A 25,784-nucleotide genomic window follows, 5' to 3' on the forward strand; every position below is an offset into this window, starting at 1 on the left:
TTTTGAGTATTGGTGAAAACATAGACAAAATTAAATCCAATATTGATTTAATAAAAAAAGAGAAGGGACTGGACTATCCTATTACATTAATAGCGGTTTCTAAAACTGTTGATGAAGAAAAGGTTATGGAAGCTTATGAGCATGGGCAACGTGACTTTGGAGAAAATAAGGTTCAGGAACTTACAAAAAAAGAAAGTTCATTAAATAATTTAGAAGATATTAATTTTCATATGATTGGGTATCTACAAAGTAATAAGGTGAAATATTTAGTTAACACCGCAAAACTTATTCATTCACTTGATAGAAAGTCTTTAATTAAAGAAATGGAAAAAAGAGGAAGAAATGAAGACTTTATATTTAACTGTTTAATTCAAGTGAATTTAGCTAAAGAAAAATCTAAGTCTGGAATTTATATAGAAGACTTAGAAGAGTTACTTATTTTAATTGAAAACTCAAACTATGTAAAAGTTAAAGGGTTAATGATGATTGCACCTTTTTATGAAGATGTTGAAAAGGTACGACCTTTATTTAGAGATATGAAAAAAATTTATGATGAACTTAGAACACGAGAATTTAAGAATATAGAAATGAAATACCTTTCCATGGGAATGAGTCATGATTATAAAGTTGCAGTGGAAGAAGGCTCAAACATGGTTCGGATAGGAACTGATATATTTGGTAAAAGAGTATATGTTTAGGAGGAGCTATGGGCAAGTTTGATAAATTTAAAAGTCTTTTAGGTTTAGAAGATGAATATGATGATGATTATTATGAAGAAGATTATTTAGATGATGATTACTATGACAATTCACAAGATTTTAAAGAACCAGATTTTAAAGATGAGTATGATGAACCGAGTGTATCTACTCAAAACAGATTTAAGAAAAATAATGTGGTTCCATTTAATGACAATTACTCATCTGACAGAGTGAAAATTTTAATACATGAACCTATATCATATGAAGATGCGCCACCAGTTTTAGATGATATATTATCTAAAAATGTTGTAGTGCTTAATTTAGAAATGTTGGATATAGACCTTAAGAGAAAGGCATTTGACTTTGTTAGCGGAGGCATCTACGCACTTGATGGCAAGATACAAAAAGTTAGTAAAGACATATTTGTAATAGCTCCAAAGGAACTTGAAATAGATGGGAAATTAAAAGATCAAATTGCAAGTAAAGGATTTTATCAACTATAATGTCTAATGAATTAGATAAAATATTAGGTCATATTAAAGATCTTGACACAAAACAGACTATCAAAAGCTTTTATGATAGTCTATTTGTTGTTATGGAAAAAAATATTCCTTATTGTACAGATTTTATGTCTCCAATTGAAATAAAATATGCAATTTCACTTATGAATACATTTGGATTTGACCGTTATTTAGTGTATCCAAGTTTAAAGGAATGCGAACGAAATGTACTACTAATATTTGGGGAATATTATGAACCAAATCCTGAAGAATATATAAAAACTTTGTCCTTTGTAATTCCAGATAAGGATATAGTTCATAGAGATGTCTTGGGATCTCTTCTATCTTTAGGTATAAGTAGGAGTAAGGTTGGAGATATACTTTTTACAAAGACCAATGTAGTGTTATTCATTAGAAATACCATTGAAAATTATATACTGAATAATTTCTTTAAGGTTCGTAATCAAAATATATCAATAGAAGAAATATCAGATTTTGATTTTGAATATGTGGAAAAGAACTATGTGAAAGAGACCATGATTGTGTCTTCCCTTAGACTTGATACAATTTGTTCTGGGTTAATGAAATCTTCAAGGAAAAAAGCCAGTGATAAAATCAATAGGGGAGAAGTTAAACTTAATTATACTGAAGAAAAATCAACCCATCAATTAGTAGAAGATTTTTCTGTGATTTCTATTAGAGGTTATGGAAGATATAGGTTTTTGGAACCTATATCAAGAACCAAAAAAGATAATTATGTAGTAGAATTTTTGAAATACATTTAGGAGAAGACTGTGATATTAGCAATTATTTTTTTTGTCATTATTTTGGACCAGATTACAAAGTACTTAGCAATAGGACTAAAAAATGGTTCTATCAAGTTAGTAGAAAATTTTATGGAATTAGTTTATGTGGAAAATAGAGGAGCTGCTTTTGGGATTCTTCAAGGTAAAAAGATCATACTTGTTTTTTTTACGTTTTTTATAATTGCTGCATTGTGTTATTTTCTTTATAAAAGTCGAAATAGACTTTCGACAATATCTAAAGTATCCATCTCATTAATAATAGGTGGTGCAATAGGTAATTTAATTGATAGAGTTTTTAGACATTTCGTAATAGATTTTATATCGGTTACATTTCCAAACGGATATGAATTTCCTGTATTTAATGTAGCAGATATTGCTGTTGTATGTGGAACTTTTCTACTTATAATCGCATTTGTTAAAACTGATGACTTTGAGGAGATACAATGATAAAGTTTAATAATAGCTGGGATGAGCTCTTGAAGGACGAATTTCAAAAAGATTATTATCAAAAACTCAGAAAGATTTTGATAAATGAATATAAAAATTATGATATATTTCCAGACATGTACCTTATATTTGATGCGTTAAAAAAAGTTAGTTATGAAGACGTTAAGATTGTGATTATTGGACAAGATCCATATCATGGAGTTGGTCAAGCCCATGGACATAGTTTTTCTGTATTACCAGGAGTTACTATACCGCCATCACTTAATAATATATATAAGGAGATGGTAGATGATGTTGGTGGATATATTCCAAATAATGGATATTTAATGAAGTGGGTTAACCAAGGAGTAATGCTTCTTAACACTACACTTACAGTTAGAAGGGGAATGGCAAACTCTCACAAAGATATCGGATGGCAAATTTTAACAGATAGAGTTATAGAGATACTTGGTGATAGGAAAGAGCCAATAGTATTTATACTTTGGGGAAGTCATGCTATTTCAAAAAAGAAATTCATTAATCAAAAAATTCACTATGTGATACAATCACCACATCCTTCACCCCTTTCAGCATATAGAGGTTTCTTTGGAAGTAGACCTTTTTCAAAGACCAATAACTTTTTGATTTCTCAAAACTTAAAACCAATAGATTGGCAGATTGAAAATATATGAAAGAAATAGAAATAATTGTAAAAGAAGACGGAATAAGAATTGACAAATACATTACAGACTACTTAGAAGACTATACCAGAAATTTTATAAAAAAACTTATATCTTCAAAAGAGGTACTTGTAAATGGAATAGCTATAAAGCCATCATATAATGTAAAATCGGGAGATACAATAAATATTTTACTTCCTACAGATGAAGTGGGAAAAATTTTAGCTGAGGATAAAGAACTTGAAATTATTTACGAAGATGATTATATAGCAGTTTTGAATAAACCTTCAAATCTCATAGTACATCCTACTGAGACTATAAGAGAAGGTACTCTTGTTAATAGATTGCTTTTTAGATTTAAGAATCTTTCGGATTTATATCAACCCTTTAGACCTGGAATAGTACACAGACTTGACAAAGATACCTCAGGGCTTATTATAATTGCAAAGAATAACGATACCCATGGAAAACTAAAGAGTATGTTTCAAAATAGAGAAATTGAAAAACATTATGTAGCTATTGTACATGGGAAAGTAGATGAAGAAGTCGTAATTGAAAAGCCAATTGGAAGAGATATTTACAACAGGACTAAAATGGCTGTAGTAGAAGATGGAAAGTATGCAAAGTCAATTCTTAGACCAATTTGTTATAATGATGAGTATTCTTTAGTAGAAGTTTTAATATCAACTGGAAGAACTCACCAAATAAGAGTTCATTTGTCATCTCTACATCATCCAGTTTTGGGAGACAAAACCTATGGTATAAAAAAAGAAAAGATAAATACAAATAGACAGATGTTACATGCCTTTTATCTAAAGTTTAATCATCCGATATTAGATAAGAGGATTGAGTTAATAGCACCATTACATGAAGACTATATAGAGACTATAAAAAAATGCAACTTAGACTATGAATGTTATAAAGAGTTGGTTTTAAATTTGGAGGATTAAATTGGATAAAAAACTAATATTGTTTTGTAATGCTCTATCAATTTCAAATAAGGCTGCCATAAATATTATAGAATATTTTTCTAATTACAAAGATTTTATCAACAATATAGATCAAGTCAAAGAAATAAAAGGTTTAGATAAAAGAATTTGTGAAAGGATTTTGAAGAATAAAGCTTTTGATTTAAAAGATTATTTAGAAAAAGTTAAGTCTATGGGGATAAAAATGACTTTTATAGATGAAGAAGATTACCCCATAAACTTAAATTACATAGAAGATCCACCACTTATGTTATATTATTTAGGTACTTTACAAAAAGATGATATGTATGGAATTTCTATGGTCGGATCACGAAAATGTACTTCATATGGGGCGTGGGCATGTAAAGAGATAGCAAGGGACCTTTCAAGAAATGGAATTCCAATAATATCTGGACTTGCCTATGGCATAGATAAGATTGCTCATGAAACAAGTCTCCAAAATAATAACAGAACAATTGGTGTTATAGGAAATGGAATTGATGTTATTTATCCTAAGACACACAAAGAACTATATAAAAGAGTATCAAGAAATGGGGCTGTAGTTTCTGAATATCCTTTAGGAACAACTCCAAAAAATTATAACTTCCCATACCGCAATAGAATAATTTCAGGTATTGGGCAAGGAGTTGTTGTCGTTGAGGCAATGAGAAAATCAGGTACATTAATTACGGCAAATTATGGTCTTGATCAAGGCAAGGATGTTTTTGCAATACCTGGGAACATTAATAGCTTCTATAGCCTTGGAACTAATGCTCTAATTAGAGAAGGGGCAAAGATAGTGACTGAAGTAGATGATATTTTAGAAGATATACACTGCCCTAATGAAATAGAAAATAAAGAGATTCTAATACAATTAGAAGATCCTACTGAAAATGATATTATAAATATTTTATTAAAAAATCCATGCACAAGTGATATAATATCTGATCAGTTGGGAATTGCAGTAGAAGATATAAATGCAACATTAACAAAGCTTGAAATGAAAGGATACGTATCAGAAGAAATGGGTGGAATATTTTACCCAATAGTTAGAAAGGAATGATAGAGTGGCTAAAAAATTAGTTATTGTCGAGTCTCCTACAAAAGCGAAAACCATTGGTAAAATATTGGGCAGTAATTATAAGGTTATAGCTTCGGTAGGACATTTGAGAGATTTACCTAAGAGCAAGATGGGAATTGATATAGAAAATAACTTTGAACCTGAATATATAAGTGTTAGGGGTAAGGGGGATATAATAAAACAAATTAAAAAGGAAGCTAAGGCATCAGATAAAGTGCTATTGGCAACCGACCCTGACAGAGAAGGAGAAGCTATTTCCTGGCATATTTCAAATTTATTAAAATTAAATCCTACAGATGAAAATAGAATTGAATTCCATGAAATAACAAAAGAAACTGTTAAGAATTCAATCAATAAACCAAGAGCAATAGATATGCGTCTTGTAGACGCCCAACAGGCTCGTAGAGTGCTTGATAGACTTGTGGGGTATGAGATATCACCTATTCTTTGGAAGAAGGTTAAAAGCGGTCTTAGTGCTGGTAGAGTACAATCAGTTGCTCTTAGGCTTCTGTGTGAAAGAGAAAAAGAAATAAGGGAATTTAAACCTCAAGAGTATTGGACTTTGAGTGCAAATCACAAAAAAGACAAGATGGAATTTGAATCAAATTTTTATGGTTTTTATAAAGATGGCAAAGAACAAAAACTTGATATAAAAACTGAAAAGGGTGCTAATGAAATCCTTAAAAAGCTTGATAAGGATAATTTCGAAGTGGTAGATGTAAAGGTGGGAACAAAAAATAAACAACCATATCCTCCATATACAACAAGTACACTTCAACAAGATGCAAATAGAAGACTTAACTTTTCAGCATCTAAGACAATGACAATTGCACAACAGCTCTATGAAGGAATTAGACTTGGAAGAGAAGGAAGTGTAGGATTAATATCTTACATGAGAACTGACTCAACAAGAATTTCATCAGGTACAGTTCAAGATAGTTTAGATTATATCATTAAAAATTTTGGAAAAGAGTTTGCCACTAAGGGAAATCCTTACGGAAAGAACAAGAAAAACTCACAAGATGCACATGAGGCAATTAGACCAAGTTCAGTATTGAGAACTCCTAACTCTATAGAAGGTTATTTAAGCAAAGATCAATATAAACTATATGAATTAATTTGGACAAGGACAGTTGCAAGTCAAATGTCTCAAGCAAAGTATAAGACAACATCAATTACAATTAATAATAACAATTTTATTTTTAAGATAAATGGAAATGTAGAGTCTTTTAAAGGATTTACAAAACTTTATAAAATAAATGATACAGATGTTATACTTCCAGAAATAAAAAAGAATGAAATTTTAAAAGCAGAGAGCATAGATAAAAAACAACATTTTACAAAACCTAAATCAAGATTTACAGAGGCCAGTCTTGTAAAGACATTGGAAGAAGATGGCATTGGAAGGCCAAGTACCTATGCATCTATAATAAGCTCATTGACAAAGAGAAATTATGTAGAATTGAAACAAAAAAAATTTTTCACTACAGAGCTTGGAGAAAAAGTAAATTCCTTCCTAATCAAGTACTTTGATGAGATAATAAATGAAGAATTCACTGCCGAAATGGAAGCAGAGCTTGATAAGATTGCAGACGATGGACTTGATTGGAAAAATCTTGTATCTGATTTTTATGATAATTTTGAAAAGAAATTACTAAATGCAAAAGAAGATGATGATAATTTCAAAGTTATTCCTAAAAAAACAGGAGAAAAATGCCCTGAATGTGGACATGACTTAGTTGTCAAACACGGAAGAAATGGCAAATTTATTGGTTGTAGTAACTTCCCAGACTGTACTTACACAAAAGTACTTGTTAAAAAGATAGGAATTAATTGCCCAGACTGTAAAGATGGAGATATTATAGAAAAAGTCTCAAAAAGGGGAAAAATATTTTATGGATGCTCAAATTATCCTGATTGCGATTTTGCTGTTTGGGACAAACCGATAAATGAAAAATGTCCAAAATGTGGACATATTTTAGTTCATAAGAAAAATAGAAAAGTTGATGAAATAAAATGCTCAAACACTGAATGTGATTATGTTAAATAATTATTTGCATAATATTTAAAGATGTGTTATTATACACAAGTAAAACACACATTTGAGGATTGTAAAAGAGTTGCTTTTAAGTCCTTTTACAAGTCGAGTCAAATGGAGGTAAAAACAAGGAGGAAAAATATGTCAGTAGTATCAATGAAAAGCCTGTTAGAAGCAGGTGTACACTTTGGACATCAAACAAGAAGATGGAATCCAAAGATGAAAAAATTTATCTTTACAGAAAGAAATGGAATCTACATCATAGATTTACAAAAAACTGTAAAGCAAATTGAAGAAGCTTACAATTACGTAAGAGATTTAGTTGCAGATGGTGGAACTGTTATGTTTGTTGGAACTAAGAAACAAGCTCAAGAAGCAATTGAAACAGAAGCAAAAAGAGCAGGCCAACCATATGTTAGCCAAAGATGGTTAGGAGGTATGTTAACAAACTACAAGACAATTAAAAGTAGAATTAACAGACTTCACGAATTAAAAGAATTAGAAGAAAATAATACTTTTGATCTTCTTCCAAAGAAAGAAGTAATACAATTACGTCATGAAATGGAAAGACTTGAAAAATATCTTGGAGGAATAAAGGATATGAAAGGTCTTCCAGATTGCTTATTTATTATTGACCCTAAAAATGAAAGTATTGCAGTTAATGAAGCAAGAATATTAGGTATTCCTGTTGTTGCTGTAGTAGATACAAATACAGATCCAGATGAAGTAGACATTCCTATTCCAGGAAATGATGATGCTATAAGAGCGGTAAAACTTCTTACAAGTGTAATAGCTGATGCTGTTGTTGAAGCTAATCAAGGTGCACAACATGATGAAGTAGATTCTGAAGATTCAGAAAATGAAGAAGTTCAAGAAGACTTTGAAGACGAAGAATCAGAAGAAGTTGAAGACGAAGAAGAAACTGAAGATGAAGAAGAAACTGAATATGAAAAATCAGAAGAAAATCAAGAGGATGTTGAATAATCTTTAATATAAACTTTAATATTCTAAGGTAAGAGCTAAACTCTTACCTTTATCTAAAACACAAAGGAGGAATACCAATGGCTATAAAAGCATCAATGGTTAAAGAATTAAGAGATAAAACTGGTGCTGGTATGATGGACGCAAAGAAGGCATTAGAAGAAAGTAATGGAGATATGGAAAAAGCTCAAGAACTTTTAAGAGAAAAAGGACTTGCTGCTTCTGCTAAAAAAGCTGGAAGAATTGCAGCTGAAGGTTTAGTAGATGCTTATATCCATGGTGGAAGAATTGCTACAATAGTTGAAGTTAATACTGAAACAGACTTCGTAGCTAAAAACGAAGAATTTATTCAATTTGTTAGAGATATTGCTATGCAAGTAGCTGCAAGCTCACCAAAATACGTTACAAGAGAAGAAGTTCCTGAAGAAGAAGTTGAAAAAGAAAGAGAAATTCTTATTCATCAAGCAATGAACGAAAACGCTGAAAAGGGAATGGATCCTGAACGTTCAAAGGAAATTGCACATAAAAAAGTTGAAGGTAGATTAAATAAATTTTATCAAGAAATATGCCTATTGGATCAACCTTTTATAAAAGATCCATCTATCAACGTTCAAACTCTTCTAACTAACTTAATAGCAAAAATTGGAGAAAATATTAAAATTAGAAGATTTGAAAGATTTGAAGTAGGGGAAGGATTAGAAAAAAGAGAAGAAGACTTCGCAGAAGAAGTTTCAAAACAAATCAATCAATAGATTTTAAAGCGAGCACATGCTCGCTTTTTTTGTAAGTTTTTTGTAAGTATAATTAAAGGTTTTATTGGTACTATAGCTGTAATAGAACTTTGTTTAGTTGAATTAAGATTATGATAATGGTAAAATTTAATAGAATATAAAGTTTTGGAGGTTTGATTTTGGGACTTGCTTTTAAAAGAGTAATAATAAAACTTAGTGGAGAAGCTTTATCAGGAGGCAAAGGTCATGGTCTTGATGATAAAGTAATAGAAAATATTTGTAATGCTATTAAAGAAGTTCATGAGATAGGAATGGAAATAGCTATTGTAGTTGGAGGAGGAAATTTCTGGAGAGGTAGATCTTCAGAAAATATTGACAGACCTACTTCAGATAACATGGGAATGTTAGGAACAGTTATAAATGCTCTTAGACTACAAGCAAGTTTAGAAAACTTAGGAATCGAAACAAGAGTTCAAACTGCTATAGCTATGCAAGAAGTAGCTGAACCATATATTAGAAGAAAGGCTATGAGACATATTGAGAAAGGTAGAATAGTAATCTTCGGTGGTGGCTCAGGTCTTCCATTTTTCTCAACTGACACAACATCTGCTTTAAGGGCTGCTGAAATAAAAGCTGATGCAATCTTATTGGGAAAGACAGGTACAGATGGTATTTATAATAAAGATCCTAACAAGTTTGATGATGCGGTTAAGTACGACAAACTTAACTATATAGAAATTATAAATCAAGGCTTAGGTATAATGGACTCTACAGCAACTTCACTTTGCATGGACAACGATATACCTGTAGTTGTATTCGGTATTGATGAACCAGAAAATCTTGTTAAAGTTGCTAAAGGCGAAAATATTGGAACAATTGTAAAAGGAGAATAGTATGTATACAGATGTAATTAAAGAATTAGAAAAGGATATGAAAAAAAGCATAGTATCTTATCAAGAAGAATTGAAGAATATTAGAGCAGGAAGAGCTAATCCTTCATTGCTTGATAATATTTCAGTTGAGTATTATGGAACAATGACTCCAATTAATCAAGTAGCGACAATAAACGTTGCGGAAGCAAGATTACTTACAATTCAACCATGGGATAACTCTGTACTTGGAGAAATTGAAAAAGCTATTTTAAAATCAAATTTAGGTATAACACCTTCAAATGATGGAAAGATTATTAGACTTCCATTCCCTGCTCTAACAGAAGAGAGAAGAAAAGATTTGGCTAAGCTTGTTAAAGAATATGGTGAAAAGGCTAAGGTAGCTATAAGAAACCAAAGAAGAGATGCTATGGACAGGGTAAAGAAAATGGAAAAAAATTCTGAAATTTCAGAAGATGAATTAAGAAATGCTGAAGAAGACATTCAAAAGACAACAGATAAGTTTACTGAAGAAATTGATAAGATAGCAAAGAATAAAGAAGCAGAATTGATGGAAATATAGGAGAAATTGATGGCAACAAGTTTGCTTGATAAATTAGATTTAAATAGAATACCTGAACATGTTGGGATAATACTTGATGGAAATGGAAGATGGGCTAAGAAAAGATTTATGCCAAGGGTTGCAGGGCATAGAGAGGGTATGAAAAGGGTTGTTGATATAGTAGAGTCTTCTTCTAACCTTGGAATAAAATATCTTTCTCTATATGCTTTTTCTACTGAGAACTGGAAAAGGCCTACAGAAGAAGTAAGTGCCCTAATGGATCTTTTGATAATTTATGTTGATTCGCAATTAAAGAGGCTTTCAGATAATAATGTTATTGTAAAGACCATAGGAGATATTTCTAAACTTCCAAACAAGTCAAGACAAGCTATTGAGAAAGCTTGCGAAACAACTAAAGAAAATACAGGTATGGTTCTAAATTTAGGTTTAAACTATGGAAGTAGAAGTGAAATAATAAGAGCTGTTGAAAATATTGTCAACAACTCCTATGATGTAAATGAACTTACTGAAGAAAGTTTTAAAGATTTTCTTTATACAAAATCCCAGCCGGATTTGGATTTATTGATTCGTCCAGGAGGGGAAAAGAGGTTAAGTAATTTTATGTTATATCAAGTAGCATATGCTGAACTTTATTTTTGTGACACTTTGTGGCCTGATTTTCATGAAGAAGAATTATATAAAGCTATATATGATTTTCAAAGTAGAAATAGACGTTTTGGAGGAATATAATGAATAATTTGGCTTTAAGAACCTTAACTGGTATATTTTTACTATTTGTTTTAATAGGTTCCACGATGCAAGGTGGAATTTTATTATTTTTATTTATATTATTCCTCTCCATAGTTGGTGTATATGAATTTTATAATGCTATGGAAAAATTAAATTATAGGCCAAACCTATATTTGGGAATAATATTTGCAATTGTACTTATTACTATAAATTATTTAGGGTTTAATAAACATGAAGGAAATATTATTATTTTATTTTCAGCAATACTGATGTTTATTTTAACATTTAAAGAAAAATTAGAAATAAATTCTTTATTTTTACAGGTGTTTACAATGATATATATTCCACTTTCACTAAGTAGAATACTCTTGCTTGCAAAGAGTGACTTAGTGTGGTTAATATATATAAGTGCTTGGGGTACAGATACTTTTGCATATATAGCAGGAAATCTATTCGGTAAACATAAACTTGCTGAGAAGGTGAGTCCAAAGAAAACAATTGAAGGTTCAATAGGAGGAGTTGTTGGAACCTTAATATTAACTTTTTTATATGCATATTTTATGAAATTAGACAATCACATCACTTTGTTATTAGCGGGATTTATAGGCTCGATAGTTGCACAACTTGGGGACCTATGTGCATCTAAGTTTAAAAGACTTTCAAATACAAAAGATTATGGATATGTATTTTTAGGGCATGGTGGTGTTCTTGATAGATTTGATTCCGTGCTTTTCACAGCACCATTTATTTATATGATATATCTAATGTTTTATTAGAGGAGGTAACATGGTAACAATTATTTCATCTTTGATAGTATTTCTCATTGTAATATTTATACATGAGTTGGGACATTTTTATATGGCAGTTAAATCAGGAATTAGAGTAAATGAATTCTCTATAGGAATGGGTCCAAAAATACTTCAAAAGAAGAAAAATGATATAGATTACACTTTGAGAGCTATTCCATTTGGAGGGTATGTTTCAATTGAAGGAGAAGATGGGGAGTCAACTGACCCAAGAGCATTTGACAATGCACCAGCGACAAAAAGATTTTTAGTAATAGTTGCAGGTGTAATAATGAACTTCATTCTTGGACTTTTAATTTTAATAGTTTTAAATACATTTTCTTCTTATAATATTGTTGATGTAGTAAAGGGAAGTCCTGCAGATATAGCAGGTTTAAAACCAAATGATAGAATAGTAAGTATACTGGATAAAAAAGTTGACAACTCTCTTGAAATCACAGAAGCAATAGAAAATTCACAAGGGAAAGACATGAAAATAACTGTTGTTAGAGGAAAAGATAGAAAAGACTTTACAGTTGTTCCAGAAAAAGATTCTAAAGGTGCCTATAGAATTGGAATAACTCATGGAAAAGTTTATAATCTTTCCAATGCTTCAATTGTTCGGGGGATTGTAAATGGTTTTAAAGACTTTGCATTTTACTTTACAGCCATATTAAGAGGATTTGGGCAACTAATAACAGGAAAGCTATCTATGAAAGAAATAAGCGGTCCTGTTGGTGTTGTAAAAGCAATAGGAAGTTCATTTAAGTCTGGCTTTGTAACATTTTTATCTTTTATAGCATTATTGTCAATAAATTTAGGTGTATTTAATATAATGCCATTTCCTGCACTTGATGGAGGAAGAGCAGTTTTAATATTAATAGAGATGATTACAGGAAAAAAACTACCAGCAGATAAAGAAGGGATTCTTAATTTAGTAGGTTTTATAATACTTATAGGACTTATTATAATTGTAACTTTTAAAGATATAGTTGCACTTTTTTAAGGAGAATTAAATGAGAAAAAATACGAAACAAATTTATGTAGGTGATGTACCGGTAGGAGGAACATCACCTATTACTGTTCAATCGATGACTAACACCATAACGAGAGATATAGAAAGCACAGTTAATCAAATAATTTCTCTTGAAAGGTGTGGATGTGACATTATAAGGTCAGCCATTAATAATATTGATGACGCAAAGGCTATTCCTATAATAAAAAGACAAATTCATATCCCAATAATTGGAGATATTCAATTTGATTATAGGCTGGCCATTGAAGCTGTCAAAAACGGAGTGGATTGTTTAAGAATTAATCCAGGAAATATTGGAAATAAAGAAAGAGTTAGAGAAGTTGTGAACTTTTGCAAAGAGTATAACGTTCCAATAAGAGTGGGAGTTAATTCTGGAAGTATTAGCCAAAAGTTTATAGATAAATATGGTGGAGTAAATTCAGATTCCCTTGTTTATAGCTGTCTTGAACAAGTGGAGTTTTTAGAATCCCTTGGATTTTATAACATGAAACTGGCTTTAAAATCAAGCGATGTTAATATGACAATAGAATCATATAAAAAGATTTCTGAACTAACAAACTATCCACTACATGTGGGAATAACGGAGGCAGGACCAAAGTCAACTGGAATTATAAAATCAGCAGTTGGAATAGGTTCCCTTTTAAGTCAAGGTATTGGAGATACCATAAGAGTTTCACTAACAGCTCCTCCAGAGGAAGAAGTAATCGTTGGTAAAGAGATTTTAAAATCTTTGAAACTTAGGACAGAGGGAGTTAATATAGTTTCTTGTCCAACTTGCGCAAGAACAAATATCGACCTTATAAAGATTGTTGAAGAAGCGGAAGAAAGACTTAAAGCAGTTGATAAAAACATTACTGTAGCAATAATGGGATGTGTTGTTAATGGGCCAGGAGAGGCAAAAGAAGCAGATATAGGAATAACTGGAGGAAATGGAGAGGGACTTATTTTCAAAAAGGGAAAGATAATAAAAAAAGTTTCTGAAGAATTCCTATTAGATGAACTTATGAATGAAATTGAGAAGATGTAGTTATGAAATTTGTAGAACTTAGAGACCGATTCAAATATAATTTTTATGTTGAAGAGGATGTAACGATAGATTCAATAGAATATTCTAAAACTTTTGATAGAGTTTCAATTTCTATCAAAGGTTTAGTGGATGAAAGTTGTAAAGAGAATATTAGAGACTTTTTCAATGATATTTTAATCGGGATAGAAGATATAAATTTAAACTTCATAGATTCTATTGAAACAGAAATTGATACAGGAGATATCTGTAAAGAGTGTACTTCATTTTTAATTGACAAAGGTTTTAAAAAAGAGGAAATAAAAATATTTTGTATAAATGAGACATTAAATATAAGTTTAGAAAAATCAGATAAAGAATATATTATTGAAGAATTAAAAAATAAAACTTTTGAATTTTTAAATGATAAAAAATATTCTATAAAAAACTTGAGTATGTCTTATGAGTCTGACAGTATAAGTAAGGATGAATATATTGAAAAGTTAAAAAGCGAAGAAAAGAAAAAAGCTCAAGATGCTGTTGTTACTATAGACAAAGTTGAATCTAAGGAAAACGAAAATATACAGACCGACAAAAAGGAAAAATTCGGTAGGAAAATAAAATCGGAAATAATAAAAATATCTGATTTAGGTGAAAATTGGGACTTTGTTTGCGTTGCTGGAGAAGTTCAATTATGCGACAAGATTATAACAAAGAATGAGCAGTATATAATATTAACATATGATATATATGATGGGACATCTTCTGTTACTTGCAAAACTTTTTTTAAAAATGATAAATTTGAAGAGTACTCAGATTTGATTAAACCAGGTAAATGTGTAAAAGTTGAAGGAAAGTACACATACGATAATTTTTCACGTTGTAATATAATAAATGTTAACTCTATAGAACCTCATACTGTAAATAAGAGAAAAGATAATGCAGTTGAAAAAAGAGTTGAACTTCATTTACTTAGTCAATTTTCGGCTATAGAAGGCTATATTAAAATTGATGAACTAATAACTGAACTTGACTCTTGGGGTTATAGCGCAGTAGGTATTACAGATAGAGGTGTTGCTCAAGGCTATCCTTCTTTTTATGAATGTACTAAAAATACTAATATTAAACCGCTATATGGAATAGAAGGTATTATATTAAAAGATAATTTGCGCATAATTACAGATTTTAATTCTAATTTTAATGAAAATTCATTTGTGGTTTTCGATATTGAAACCACAGGTTTTTCAAAAATAAATGACAAAATCATCGAAATTGGGGCAGTTAAAATAAAAAATGGAAAGATTGTAGAAAAATACAATGAATTTATCAATCCAAACCAGCAATTACCACAAAAGATAGTTGAACTAACAAATATTACAGATGATATGCTTATGGGACAAGCGAAGGTTGAAGAGGTTTTACCAGGATTTATGGAATTTGTTGGAGATTCAACTTTAGTTGCACATAATGCAGAGTTTGACATAGGTTTTATTCGTGAAAACTGTAGAAGGCTTAATATACCATTTAAAAATGCCTATTTAGATACATTAGCTCTATGTAGAGGTGTATACCCTGATTTAAAAAACCATAAACTTGATACAATTTCTAAGTTTTTAGGGGTATCTTTGGAAAGTCATCATAGAGCCTGTGATGATGCAATGGCAACTGCTGAAATATTTTTAAAAGCGTTGCAAGAAGATATAGTTAAAGATCTAAATTCAATAAAAGATTTAAATGAGATAAAAACAACATGGCCGAAATTTAAAAACGAAGAATACAATACAGTTATATATGCAAAGAATTTGACTGGTCTTAAGAATCTATATAGATTGATTTCCATTTCTTCAATGGAATATTTTAATCGTGCTCCAGGGATTCCAGAGAGTTTACTTGAAAAATACAAAGAAGGACTAATTATTGGTTCTGGAAATTACCAAGGGGAACTTTTTCAAAGCATCATAAGTGGGTATCCAGATGAACATATCAATAATATAATAAAAAAATTCGATTTTATAGAAGTTCAACCTCCATTAAACTATAGACATTTAGTTGAAGATGGAAAAATAGAGTCAATGGAAGAAGTTATAAATATAATAAATAAAATAATTTCAATGGCAAAATCAAATGGGAAAACTGTAGTAGCTACAAGTGCATGTCACTACTTTGAACCTAAAGACTATATTTTAAGAAGTATTGTTCAGATGTCTCAACCATTTTTTAAAAGAGGAAGAATAGAAAAATATCCTACACTCTATTTTAGAACTACAGAAGAGATGCTAAAAGAATTTAATTTCTTACCAGAAGCGTTAAAAAAAGAAATTGTAATAGAAAATACTTATAAAATTGCAGATCAAATCGAAGAGTTTAAACCTATACCAGATGGAACGTATCCACCTGTTATAGAAGGATCAGATGAGACTCTTAAGAATATGACTTATAGTAAAGCTAAGTCTATGTATGGAGACCCTCTTCCAGATTATGTTAAACAGAGACTTGATAGGGAACTTGGTTCAATAATATCTAATGGGTATGCAGTATTATATATAATTGCTCAAAAACTTGTAAAAAAATCAAATGATGATGGATATTTAGTAGGTTCAAGAGGTTCTGTAGGTTCATCTTTTGCAGCTACAATGGCAGATATTACAGAAGTTAATCCACTTCTTCCACATTATAGATGTCCTGAATGTAAATACTCAAAGTTTATTGATGACATAAATATAGGTTCAGGTCTTGATCTACCGCGAAAGAAATGTCCAGTGTGTGGAGAAGAGCTTGTAAGAGATGGACATAATATACCATTTGAAGTTTTTTTAGGTTTTGAAGGAGATAAAGAACCAGATATAGATTTAAACTTTGCTGGAGAATATCAACCAACTTGTCACAAATACACAGAAGAACTCTTTGGAGAAAAAAATGTATTTAGAGCTGGTACAATTGGAACGATTGCAGAAAATACAGCTTATGGATATATTAAAAAGTTTTTGGAAACAAAAGATATAGATTTGCCAGAAGCTGAAATAAAAAGATTACAAAAGAAACTTGTTGGAATAAAAAGAACTTCTGGACAGCATCCTGGTGGGGTTATGATAGTTCCAAAAGATAAGGAAATTTATGATTTTTGTCCAATTCAACATCCTGCAGATGATATGGAAAGTGATATTATTACAACTCACTTTAACTATAAAGCCATATCTGGTAGGATATTAAAACTTGACTTACTTGGGCATGATGTCCCTTCAATAATAAGACATTTAGAGGATCTGACAGGGGTAGATCCATTAGAAGTTCCTTTTGATGACGATGAAACTATGAGTATTTTTAATTCTACTGAAGCATTAAAAATGGTTAAACCCTATGAGACAACGGATATAGGAAGTATGGGTATACCTGAATTTGGTACGAATTTTGTAAGGCAAATGCTCGTTGAGACAAAACCTACTACAATGACTGAACTATTTAGGATATCGGGACTTTCCCATGGCACAGATGTGTGGACAAACAATGCACAGGACTTAGTAAGACAGGGAGTTACAACTCTTAAGAATGTAATTTCAACAAGAGATGATATTATGACATACCTCATTCAAATGGGACTTGAGAAAAAAAGAGCTTTTACAATTATGGAGATTGTCAGAAAAAATAAAATCCTTACTGATGAAACTTTAGATTATATGAGGTCCTTTAATGTACCTGAATGGTATATTGACTCGTGTAAAAAGATTAAGTACCTGTTTCCAAAGGCTCATGCTGTGGCATATGTGCTAATGAGCTATAGAATTGCGTATTTTAAAGTTCACTATCCAGAAGCGTTTTATTGTACCTATTTCACAACGAAAATTGATTCCTTCCCTGGTCAGATAGTATATGGAGGACTTGAGTCGATTAGAGATGAGATGGAGAATATAAAACAAAAGGGATATTCCGCAACTGCAAAAGAAAAAAACATTTTGACAGTGCTTGAACTTGCCGAAGAGATGTATTGTAGAGGAATTGAAATGGAGCAAGTAGATTTTAAAAGTTCATCAGATCTTTCATTTAAATATAACAAAAAGGGTTCAATTATTCCTCCATTTAGAGCTTTAGAGGGTGTTTCTGATGCTCATTCAATTTCAATTTACAATGAATTAAAAAATGGAGATTTTATTTCTATTCAAGATTTAATAAATAGAACTGGAATTAATAAAGTTGCGGTTCAAGCTCTTAAAGAACATGGAACCTTATCAGGTTTATCAGAATCAAATCAAATTAGTTTATTTTAGGCATTATTAATTTAATGCCTTTTTTTCTTTCCTGATTAATATGTTATAATTTAGAAGATGATAGGGAGTGATTAACGTAGAATTTGTAGAAGATATTTTAACAGAAGATCAAGATTTTATTTCAGAACTTTTTGATAATTTTGAATATAATGCAAATATAATTCAAGATGAATTCAAAGTTATTGTAAGTCTTAATGAAAAAGGTTTGACTATAAAAGGCGAAAAAGATTATGTAATGGCAGCTACAGAACTTATAAAAAATCTTTATGAAGATTTTAATAGAAATAAAAAATTGACGGAACAACAGATTAGATATTCTATAAATAGAATTAAAAGTGGTAAAGCACCTGATATAAATGGTGTATTAGATAGTGTGATTATTCACAACTACAGAGGTAAGCCTATTAAACCAAAAACTCTCGGACAAAAGAGATATGTTGAATTGATTGAGCACAATGATATAGTTTTTGGAGTAGGACCTGCAGGTACAGGTAAAACATATCTTGCAATGGCTATGGCAATTAAAGCTTTTAAAAATCAAGAAGTTGAAAGAATAATACTTACAAGACCTGCAGTTGAAGCAGGGGAGAGTTTAGGATTTTTGCCTGGAGATTTACAAGAGAAGATAGATCCATATCTAAGACCAATATATGACTCTCTTTTTGATATTTTAGGATATGATCAATATAACAAGCTTGTTGAAAGAGGTCTTATAGAAGTTGCACCCTTGGCATATATGAGAGGTAGGACTTTAGATAATGCGTATATAGTGTTAGATGAAGCCCAAAATACTACCAATGAGCAGATGAAGATGTTCTTAACCAGGATTGGATATGGCTCAAAGGCAATTATAACTGGAGATATTACTCAAATAGATTTACCAAGAGGGAAATCATCAGGACTTAAAAATGCTTCTCAAATACTTAAAGGCATTAAAGGAATTGAATTTATGAAATTTGAAACTACAGATGTTGTAAGACATCCACTTGTTCAAAAAATTATAAATGCATATGAAAACAACAAGGCAGCGAAAAAAAATGACAATTCTGATAGATAATAGAGACGTTGAGTTTGATATACCTAAATCGATATTCAAGGACTTTGAAGATGCTTCAAAAGTCATTTTGGAAATGGAAAATATAAATGACGAAGTAGAAATTTCTGTTTCTTTTGTAAATGATGAGGAAATAAAACAACTAAATAGAGATTATAGAGATAAAGACAATGTTACAGATGTGTTATCATTTCCTACAGAAATGAACTACCATATTGAAGGAATTCCAGTTATTTTAGGAGATGTTGTAATTTGTTTAAAAAGAGCAAAGGAACAGTCAGAAGAATTTGGACATTCTTTTGAGAGAGAACTGGTATATCTTTTTGTACATTCAATGTTTCATCTACTTGGTTATGATCATATAGATGAAGATGATAAAGTTTTAATGAGAAAAAAAGAAAAAGAAGCTTTAAAGAGAATAGGAATATTTCGAAATGAAGGATAGGAATATTTTTAAAAACAAAGATTTGATAGAGAGTTTTAATCATGCAATAGATGGAATCATATATACATTTAAAAATGAAGGCAACTTTAAAAGACATATTTGGATGGCGATACTTGTTGCAATATTAAGTCTCTTTTTTGACTTGTCAAGAGTTGAGATGGCAATATTGTGTATAACTATAAGCTTTGTACTATTTGCTGAGATGATTAATACCACTATCGAAAATGTGGTGGACCTTCTCTATGAATATTATGAACCAAGGGCGAAGATTGCAAAGGATGTAGGAGCGGGTGCCGTTTTGATATCTGCTTTGAATTCTGTTTTTGTGGGATATTTTATTTTTTATGATAGGATAGTTCCATTTACAAATATTGCAATTTTTAAGATTCAGAACTCACCAATACATTTGACATTTATAGCACTTGTTATTGTAATATTGGCAACATTACTCTTCAAATCTTATTTTTATAAAGACAGAGGAACACATTTAAAAGGTGGAACAGTTAGCGGACATTCTGCAATTGCATTTTGCTTGGCAATGATTATAATTTTTTTATCACAGAACTCATTAGTCACAGTACTTGCATTACTACTGGCTTTACTTGTTTCAGAGTCAAGAGTTGAAGCAAAGATTCATTATCTGTCAGATGTTATATTTGGAGCTATACTTGGAACTTTAATAGCAACATTACTTTTTAAAGTTATATTTATAATTTAATGGAGGCAAAATGTTTAAATCTGGATTTGTTTCAATAATAGGTAGGTCTAATGTTGGTAAATCAACATTTTTAAATAGAATAATAGGGGAGAGAATTTCCATTGTCTCAAGTAGACCACAGACAACAAGAAATAATATTAAATTCATATATACAGATGATAGAATGCAGTGCATATTTATAGATACTCCTGGCATACAAAAGCCTAAAAATAAGTTAGGGGAATTTATGTTAGACTCAGCTACATCTGCATTTAAAGATGTGGATATAATAACATATATCGTAGATAATTCAGGCGTGATTGGAGAAAACGAAAAATTTATAATTTCGAAATTAAAGGAAGAGGAAAAACCGATTGTTCTTTTAATTAATAAAACAGATATAATATCTGAAGAAAGAACTCAAGAGATAATAAAAACTTTTGGTGAATTTGGGATTTTTGATGTGATTTTACCAATTTCTGCACTTACTGGAAGAAATATTGAAGAATATTTTGAAAATATTTATAAAATGTTACCAGAAGGTCCTAAATATTACGATGAAGAAGAAATTACAGATCAGAGTGTAAGGTCAATATGTGCAGAAATAGTTAGAGAAAAATCATTATTGTTCTTACAAGAAGAAGTTCCTCATGGTATTAATGTGGAAATCAATAAGTTTAAGAAACGTGAAGATAGAGAACTCTATGATATAGAAGCCACTATTTTAGTTGAAAAAAAAAGCCATAAAGGCATAGTAATTGGAAAAGGTGGCGAAATGATAAAAAAAATAGGTATGACAGCAAGACAAGACATGGAAACTTTCTTAGAAGCACAAGTAAATCTAAGATTGTGGGTTAAAATAGATCCTGATTGGAGAAATAATATAAACAGGTTACAAACTTTTGGATATATCTAATGGAGATAAAAAAAACTAAAATAATAATATTAAATCATTTTAAAATAAGAGAAAATTCACAGATATTAAATTGCTTTAGTAGGGATTTTGGAAAGATTGACTTGAATATTAGTTCAAAGGGTATGAAATCAACAGTTAATTTAATGGATATATTTTCAGAACATTATGTTAGTATTTATTTAAATCAAGAAATATCTTTCTTAAAAGAAAGTGATATAATATCTTCCAATTATGGAATAATTAAAAACAAGAACAAAACTGTATTAGGAAATATTGTTTTAGAAGTGTTAAGTAAGATTTTTCCTAAACTTATACCAGATGAAAGGATTTATGATTTAACTTCATCTTATTTAAGTTATTTATCTAAAAAAGGAAATGAAAATTTACTAACAATTGCTTATATGCTAAAATTATTAGCAATAACAGGATATAGAACAACTTTTGATTTTTCAGAAGGAGAACTGGTTAAACAAAGAAATTATTATTATAATATAAATGAGGGAAGTATTTGTCTAAAACCAGTTTTAGATATTCCTACAGTTGTTTTGGATTATAATCAATGTATTCTAATTAGGAACTTGCTTTTTGCAAAGTTTGATGAAATTCCTGATATTAAATTTGAAGATGGATATTTTTTATTGAGAACGATATTAAAAACAGTTTTAAATATATTTGAAATATCAAAATTGAATTCTGTTTATTATTTAACTACAGAATTAGGAAGGTAATAATGAGTAATGAATTATTAATAGAGATAGGAATAGATGGATTGTCATATAGTCTTTATGATATTGCTGTAAATTCAATTTACGAGTCAATTAGAAAGAGACTTAAAGATTCAAGTATATCCTACTCTAATCTTAATATTAACTATAGTAAAAATAGAATTTTAATTAATTTTAGATTTATAAACCAAGATTATGTAGAGGAATCTTTGGTTAATTTTATTATTAAAACATTAAATAATATTTATATTCCTATCAAAGGTCTTAAATATTCAAATAATTTATGGGACTATATTATTTGGATTCAAGGAATAGTAGATGATAAGATTTTAAATTTTTCTGATTTAAATTTATGTAATAGTAATGACGAAGTAGAATTTTTTAAGATTAATAGTATTGAATCATATAAGGATGAATTAGCAGAAAATAATATAATATTTGAAAGTGAAAAAAGAAAAGAATATTTTACACAAGCTGCTAATAAAATCGCAAAAGAACATGGAGGACAGATTACAGAAATAGATTATCTTTTAGAAAAATTTATCGCTGAATATAATATGCCTCATCCAATAGTAGCATCCTTTGATCAGAAAATTTTAAAATACCCAAAGGAACTTATATGTTCTATATTAATGGATATTTGTAATGTTGTACCTATTTTTACTGATAGAGGTCAACTTATGCCATATTATATTTTATGTATTGAGAAAAATAGAAAAGATGATGAACATTTTATCAAGGACTTAATTAAGGAAATTGACGATGAAATAGAAATAGTTTTAAATAATTGGAATAAAGTTCTTGAAAAAGACTACTCATACTACTATAAAAATATGGAAGAGATGACATTAAAAGATAGAGTTGGTACTTTATTTGATAAGACAATTAGAATAAAAGATTTATCCGTAATAATAGGAGAATATTTATTAGTTGGAGATGAAACAGAAGAAAATTTAAATAAAGTTTCTGAAATTGCAAAATTTGATTTAACTACAGATATTGTAAAATCATATCCACAATTAAAAGGAGTTATTGGATATTTATATTCTAAAGAGATAGGGAATAATGATATTATTTCTAATGCAGTTGTAGATCATTATAAACCAAGATTTTTCCATGACAATATACCAAAATCTACTACTGCAAAAGTTCTAAGTTTAGCAGATAAATTGGATGAAATAACAAATTACTTTATATTTTCTCGAATAAACGATAATATTTCAGAGTATCAAACATCTGAAATAAGAAGATATGCTTCAGCAATCATAAAACTTATTCTACATGAAAAATGGAATTTGAACATATCCAGATTGATAGATGACTGCTTATATTTATATATTAAGAACGGTGATTTGGTTTTAGATACAGATGAATTGAAAAAAGATATTTATCAATTTATAATATTTAAATTTAGAGAAGATGTAATAAGAGATTACAAGGACTATTGCAGAATTGATAAACTAATTGAAGAGCATCCAAATAATTTGTTGGAAGCATATGAAAACTTATTAAAAGGTGATTCATATGACAAATAATAAAAATATAATAATTATTTCAGACTCTACAGGAGAGACTGCTTCAAGTGTTACAGACGCAATAAAAGTTCATTTTGATATTGAAGATTTAAATGTCGTTAAATTTCATAATATACTATCTAAAGAAGAAATTGATAAGATATTTAAAGACTTAAAAGGTGATAATTTAATATACTCTACTATTGTTGATAGAGAATTATTAAAGTACCTGCAAAGTAAATGCAACGAAAATAATTTTTTATTCGTAGATTTATTTGAAGCTCCATTAACAGCTGCTGAAAAATTTTTTAATCAAGAAGCAAAAAGAAAAGTTGCTCTTTCCCATCAGATGGGGGAAGACTATTTCAATAAAATTAGTGCTGTAGAATTTGCCATGAAATATGACGATGGAAAGGATATTAGGGGAATAGAACTGTCAGATATAGTTTTAATTGGTATATCAAGAACATCAAAAACACCTTTATCGTTGAATTTAGCTTTTAAAAATTATAAAGTTTGTAATATATCATTAGTTCCTGAAATAGAACCTCCAATGGAGTTATTTAAAGTGAACCCTAAAAAGATATTTGGTCTTATTATCGACAAAAAGAAATTAAATGAAATTAGACAGAAAAGGTTAGAATCACTTGGAATAAATTCTTTTGCAGAATATAGTTCTAATGATAGAATAGATGAAGAGCTAAACTATGCATTTGAGCTATATAGAAAAATTGGATGCAAAGTAATAGATGTTACTAATAAGACGATTGAAGAGACTTCTGTTGAAATTGTCTCAAATTTTGAATCACTAAATACAGGAGAAATTAATTGAAAAAACGAAAAACTATTTTAACGCTTGTTATTTTATTAACTTTTATTGCTATTTATTTTAGTGGAGTTTATATTTTTTCTAATTATACCTATCCAGGTACTGTAGTAAATGGAGAGGAAGTCCCTATTAAAAAAATCAATGAAGTGTTTGAAAACAGTAGATTTCAAAATATAACAATAGAAGACAAAGATGGTAAAGGGTTTACTCTTAATCCAAAAAAACTTGGTTTCAAATCAGATTGGGAAAAAGAACTCGTAGTAGATCAAAGAGAATATCTATGGCCTATTCAAATATTTAAGACGCATGTATATAAAAACAAATTGATTAGAGAAATAAACACTGATAATTTACAAAAATGGCTAAATAATTCAAATTTAATAAAAAATCAAGTTGAGCCAGTAGATGCAAATATAATATTTGAAAATGGAAAATATGTTCTTAATAAAGAGATTGAAGGAAGTAAGCTTGATGTTGAGAAATTATTAAAAGGAATAGAAAACACGTTTTTAAGCTTTGAGGATGAGCTAAAACTTGATAAAGAATATTATATTATGCCAAAGGTATATGAAAAAGATTTAAAACCAAAGTATGAATCTTTAACCAAATTAGCAGATAAAAATATAGTATTAGTTTTGCAAGATGGAAAAGAAGAGCCTGTTACTGACTATGAGAAGTTTGTTGATGAAAAAACTTATGAAGTATCAAAAGATAAAGTAAAAGATTTTGTAATGGAATTAAAATCTAAATATGATAATCTAAGGGCAGAAAGAGATTTTACAACATTTAGTGGAAATAAAATAAAAGTTTCTGGAGGAAACTTTGGTGTTCAAATCAATAGAGATAAAACTACAGATGCAATTTATAATGGTTTAACCACTGATGCAGATAACAAAATTCCTATAGTCTATTCCAGTGAGGCCATTAATAATGGAGAAATCGGGAACACCTATATTGAAATATCTATTTCAGATCAAAGAATGGTCTATTACAAAAATGGAGAAGTAATTGCAGATACTCCTATTGTAACAGGACTACCTAATGGAAAATATAATACACCAAGAGGTGTTTGGAAGGTTTGGATTAAAAATAGGGATAGGTATCTAAGAGGAAAAAATGCTGATGGTACAGACTATGAAAGTTGGGTTAATTATTGGATGCAAGTAGATTATACTGGAGTCGGAATTCACGACGCTTATTGGCAAAGTTCATTTGGAGGAAGAAGATACCTTTGGGCAGGAAGCCATGGATGTATAAATACACCTCTTAAATCAATGAGATTAATCTATGACAATACAGAGATGGGAACTCCTGTTATCATTTATTAAAGGCTACTTTTTAAAGTAGCTTTTAATATGCTATTTTGTAGAAATGCATTATAATCCTTAAATATTTTACTTTTTTGTAATAATTTTGTAAGATTTTTGT

Annotated in this window: 25 protein-coding genes; all 25 read left to right on the plus strand. The window is 29.7% G+C overall.

Annotation, left to right across the window (positions count from 1 at the left end; genetic code table 11):
• Positions 1-2 precede the first annotated feature (2 nt).
• The gene (locus BN2746_RS07310; protein ID WP_055079128.1) at positions 3-698 is read left to right on the plus strand and encodes a YggS family pyridoxal phosphate-dependent enzyme; all 696 of its coding nucleotides are present in this window, start codon (positions 3-5) and stop codon (positions 696-698) included.
• 8 nt (positions 699-706) lie between these two features.
• Complete coding sequence (locus BN2746_RS07315; protein WP_055079129.1) at positions 707-1,201, plus strand: cell division protein SepF; 495 nt, start codon at positions 707-709, stop codon at positions 1,199-1,201.
• A complete protein-coding gene (locus BN2746_RS07320; protein ID WP_055079130.1) occupies positions 1,201-1,983 on the plus strand; it encodes a YlmH/Sll1252 family protein in 783 nt (260 codons plus the stop codon). The genes BN2746_RS07315 and BN2746_RS07320 overlap by 1 nt, the downstream gene beginning before the upstream one ends.
• A gap of 9 nt (positions 1,984-1,992) precedes the next feature.
• Entirely contained in the window at positions 1,993-2,451 is a 459-nt protein-coding gene (gene lspA / locus BN2746_RS07325; protein ID WP_055079131.1) for a signal peptidase II, read from the plus strand.
• Positions 2,448-3,122 carry a uracil-DNA glycosylase gene (locus BN2746_RS07330; protein WP_055079132.1) on the plus strand — a complete coding sequence of 225 codons (675 nt, stop codon included), beginning with the start codon at positions 2,448-2,450 and terminating at the stop codon, positions 3,120-3,122. Before lspA ends, BN2746_RS07330 begins: the two co-directional genes overlap by 4 nt.
• The gene (locus BN2746_RS07335) at positions 3,119-4,060 is read left to right on the plus strand and encodes an RluA family pseudouridine synthase (RefSeq protein ID WP_055079133.1); all 942 of its coding nucleotides are present in this window, start codon (positions 3,119-3,121) and stop codon (positions 4,058-4,060) included. Before BN2746_RS07330 ends, BN2746_RS07335 begins: the two co-directional genes overlap by 4 nt.
• Before the next feature lies 1 nt (position 4,061).
• Positions 4,062-5,141 (plus strand): DNA-processing protein DprA, encoded by a 1,080-nt coding sequence (dprA, locus tag BN2746_RS07340; RefSeq protein ID WP_055079134.1) that lies wholly within the window; start codon positions 4,062-4,064, stop codon positions 5,139-5,141.
• A 4-nt stretch (positions 5,142-5,145) separates the two neighbouring features.
• Positions 5,146-7,209 (plus strand): type I DNA topoisomerase, encoded by a 2,064-nt coding sequence (gene topA / locus BN2746_RS07345; RefSeq protein ID WP_055079135.1) that lies wholly within the window; start codon positions 5,146-5,148, stop codon positions 7,207-7,209.
• Positions 7,210-7,338: 129 nt separating this feature from the next.
• A complete protein-coding gene (gene rpsB / locus BN2746_RS07350) occupies positions 7,339-8,181 on the plus strand; it encodes a 30S ribosomal protein S2 (protein WP_055079136.1) in 843 nt (280 codons plus the stop codon).
• Positions 8,182-8,258: 77 nt separating this feature from the next.
• On the plus strand, positions 8,259-8,930 hold the full coding sequence (gene tsf / locus BN2746_RS07355; RefSeq protein ID WP_055079137.1) for a translation elongation factor Ts: 672 nt from the start codon (positions 8,259-8,261) through the stop codon (positions 8,928-8,930).
• A gap of 158 nt (positions 8,931-9,088) precedes the next feature.
• Positions 9,089-9,802: a UMP kinase gene (gene pyrH, locus BN2746_RS07360; RefSeq protein WP_055079138.1), complete on the plus strand. Its 714-nt coding sequence runs from the start codon at positions 9,089-9,091 to the stop codon at positions 9,800-9,802.
• 1 nt (position 9,803) lies between these two features.
• A complete protein-coding gene (frr, locus tag BN2746_RS07365) occupies positions 9,804-10,361 on the plus strand; it encodes a ribosome recycling factor (RefSeq protein ID WP_055079139.1) in 558 nt (185 codons plus the stop codon).
• A gap of 9 nt (positions 10,362-10,370) precedes the next feature.
• Positions 10,371-11,090: an isoprenyl transferase gene (locus BN2746_RS07370; RefSeq protein WP_055079140.1), complete on the plus strand. Its 720-nt coding sequence runs from the start codon at positions 10,371-10,373 to the stop codon at positions 11,088-11,090.
• Positions 11,090-11,866 carry a phosphatidate cytidylyltransferase gene (locus BN2746_RS07375; protein WP_055079141.1) on the plus strand — a complete coding sequence of 259 codons (777 nt, stop codon included), beginning with the start codon at positions 11,090-11,092 and terminating at the stop codon, positions 11,864-11,866. Before BN2746_RS07370 ends, BN2746_RS07375 begins: the two co-directional genes overlap by 1 nt.
• 10 nt (positions 11,867-11,876) lie before the next feature.
• The gene (gene rseP / locus BN2746_RS07380; protein WP_055079142.1) at positions 11,877-12,881 is read left to right on the plus strand and encodes an RIP metalloprotease RseP; all 1,005 of its coding nucleotides are present in this window, start codon (positions 11,877-11,879) and stop codon (positions 12,879-12,881) included.
• 10 nt (positions 12,882-12,891) lie between these two features.
• Positions 12,892-13,938, plus strand: coding sequence for a flavodoxin-dependent (E)-4-hydroxy-3-methylbut-2-enyl-diphosphate synthase (ispG, locus tag BN2746_RS07385; RefSeq protein ID WP_055079143.1), 1,047 nt, complete (start codon positions 12,892-12,894; stop codon positions 13,936-13,938).
• A gap of 2 nt (positions 13,939-13,940) precedes the next feature.
• On the plus strand, positions 13,941-18,176 hold the full coding sequence (locus tag BN2746_RS07390; protein WP_055079144.1) for a PolC-type DNA polymerase III: 4,236 nt from the start codon (positions 13,941-13,943) through the stop codon (positions 18,174-18,176).
• Between the two features lie 67 nt (positions 18,177-18,243).
• A complete protein-coding gene (locus tag BN2746_RS07395; RefSeq protein ID WP_231718338.1) occupies positions 18,244-19,233 on the plus strand; it encodes a PhoH family protein in 990 nt (329 codons plus the stop codon).
• The gene (gene ybeY, locus BN2746_RS07400) at positions 19,214-19,675 is read left to right on the plus strand and encodes an rRNA maturation RNase YbeY (protein WP_055079145.1); all 462 of its coding nucleotides are present in this window, start codon (positions 19,214-19,216) and stop codon (positions 19,673-19,675) included. Before BN2746_RS07395 ends, ybeY begins: the two co-directional genes overlap by 20 nt.
• The gene (locus BN2746_RS07405) at positions 19,665-20,393 is read left to right on the plus strand and encodes a diacylglycerol kinase (protein WP_055079146.1); all 729 of its coding nucleotides are present in this window, start codon (positions 19,665-19,667) and stop codon (positions 20,391-20,393) included. Before ybeY ends, BN2746_RS07405 begins: the two co-directional genes overlap by 11 nt.
• A gap of 10 nt (positions 20,394-20,403) precedes the next feature.
• Entirely contained in the window at positions 20,404-21,288 is an 885-nt protein-coding gene (gene era / locus BN2746_RS07410; RefSeq protein ID WP_055079147.1) for a GTPase Era, read from the plus strand.
• Positions 21,288-22,016 (plus strand): DNA repair protein RecO, encoded by a 729-nt coding sequence (gene recO, locus BN2746_RS07415; RefSeq protein WP_055079148.1) that lies wholly within the window; start codon positions 21,288-21,290, stop codon positions 22,014-22,016. Before era ends, recO begins: the two co-directional genes overlap by 1 nt.
• Positions 22,017-22,018: 2 nt before the next feature.
• Entirely contained in the window at positions 22,019-23,548 is a 1,530-nt protein-coding gene (locus BN2746_RS07420; protein WP_055079149.1) for a glycine--tRNA ligase subunit beta, read from the plus strand.
• A complete protein-coding gene (locus BN2746_RS07425; RefSeq protein ID WP_055079150.1) occupies positions 23,538-24,359 on the plus strand; it encodes a pyruvate, water dikinase regulatory protein in 822 nt (273 codons plus the stop codon). The genes BN2746_RS07420 and BN2746_RS07425 overlap by 11 nt, the downstream gene beginning before the upstream one ends.
• Positions 24,356-25,684 carry a L,D-transpeptidase family protein gene (locus BN2746_RS07430; RefSeq protein ID WP_055079151.1) on the plus strand — a complete coding sequence of 443 codons (1,329 nt, stop codon included), beginning with the start codon at positions 24,356-24,358 and terminating at the stop codon, positions 25,682-25,684. The genes BN2746_RS07425 and BN2746_RS07430 overlap by 4 nt, the downstream gene beginning before the upstream one ends.
• The last annotated feature ends 100 nt before the right edge of the window (positions 25,685-25,784 follow it).

The sequence above is a fragment of the Lagierella massiliensis genome (assembly GCF_001407835.1).
GTDB classification, from domain to species: Bacteria; Bacillota; Clostridia; order Tissierellales; family Peptoniphilaceae; genus Mediannikoviicoccus; species Mediannikoviicoccus massiliensis.

Coding starts and splice junctions, on each gene's coding strand:
- BN2746_RS07425 (WP_055079150.1), top strand. CDS start 23,538: ATGACAAATAATAAAAATATAATAATTATTTCAGACTCTACAGGAGAG.
- ybeY (WP_055079145.1), top strand. CDS start 19,214: ATGACAATTCTGATAGATAATAGAGACGTTGAGTTTGATATACCTAAA.
- BN2746_RS07335 (WP_055079133.1), top strand. CDS start 3,119: ATGAAAGAAATAGAAATAATTGTAAAAGAAGACGGAATAAGAATTGAC.
- BN2746_RS07320 (WP_055079130.1), top strand. CDS start 1,201: ATGTCTAATGAATTAGATAAAATATTAGGTCATATTAAAGATCTTGAC.
- era (WP_055079147.1), top strand. CDS start 20,404: ATGTTTAAATCTGGATTTGTTTCAATAATAGGTAGGTCTAATGTTGGT.
- tsf (WP_055079137.1), top strand. CDS start 8,259: ATGGCTATAAAAGCATCAATGGTTAAAGAATTAAGAGATAAAACTGGT.
- rseP (WP_055079142.1), top strand. CDS start 11,877: ATGGTAACAATTATTTCATCTTTGATAGTATTTCTCATTGTAATATTT.
- BN2746_RS07370 (WP_055079140.1), top strand. CDS start 10,371: ATGGCAACAAGTTTGCTTGATAAATTAGATTTAAATAGAATACCTGAA.
- recO (WP_055079148.1), top strand. CDS start 21,288: ATGGAGATAAAAAAAACTAAAATAATAATATTAAATCATTTTAAAATA.
- ispG (WP_055079143.1), top strand. CDS start 12,892: ATGAGAAAAAATACGAAACAAATTTATGTAGGTGATGTACCGGTAGGA.
- frr (WP_055079139.1), top strand. CDS start 9,804: ATGTATACAGATGTAATTAAAGAATTAGAAAAGGATATGAAAAAAAGC.
- BN2746_RS07405 (WP_055079146.1), top strand. CDS start 19,665: ATGAAGGATAGGAATATTTTTAAAAACAAAGATTTGATAGAGAGTTTT.
- BN2746_RS07315 (WP_055079129.1), top strand. CDS start 707: ATGGGCAAGTTTGATAAATTTAAAAGTCTTTTAGGTTTAGAAGATGAA.
- BN2746_RS07375 (WP_055079141.1), top strand. CDS start 11,090: ATGAATAATTTGGCTTTAAGAACCTTAACTGGTATATTTTTACTATTT.
- BN2746_RS07330 (WP_055079132.1), top strand. CDS start 2,448: ATGATAAAGTTTAATAATAGCTGGGATGAGCTCTTGAAGGACGAATTT.
- BN2746_RS07390 (WP_055079144.1), top strand. CDS start 13,941: ATGAAATTTGTAGAACTTAGAGACCGATTCAAATATAATTTTTATGTT.
- rpsB (WP_055079136.1), top strand. CDS start 7,339: ATGTCAGTAGTATCAATGAAAAGCCTGTTAGAAGCAGGTGTACACTTT.
- BN2746_RS07420 (WP_055079149.1), top strand. CDS start 22,019: ATGAGTAATGAATTATTAATAGAGATAGGAATAGATGGATTGTCATAT.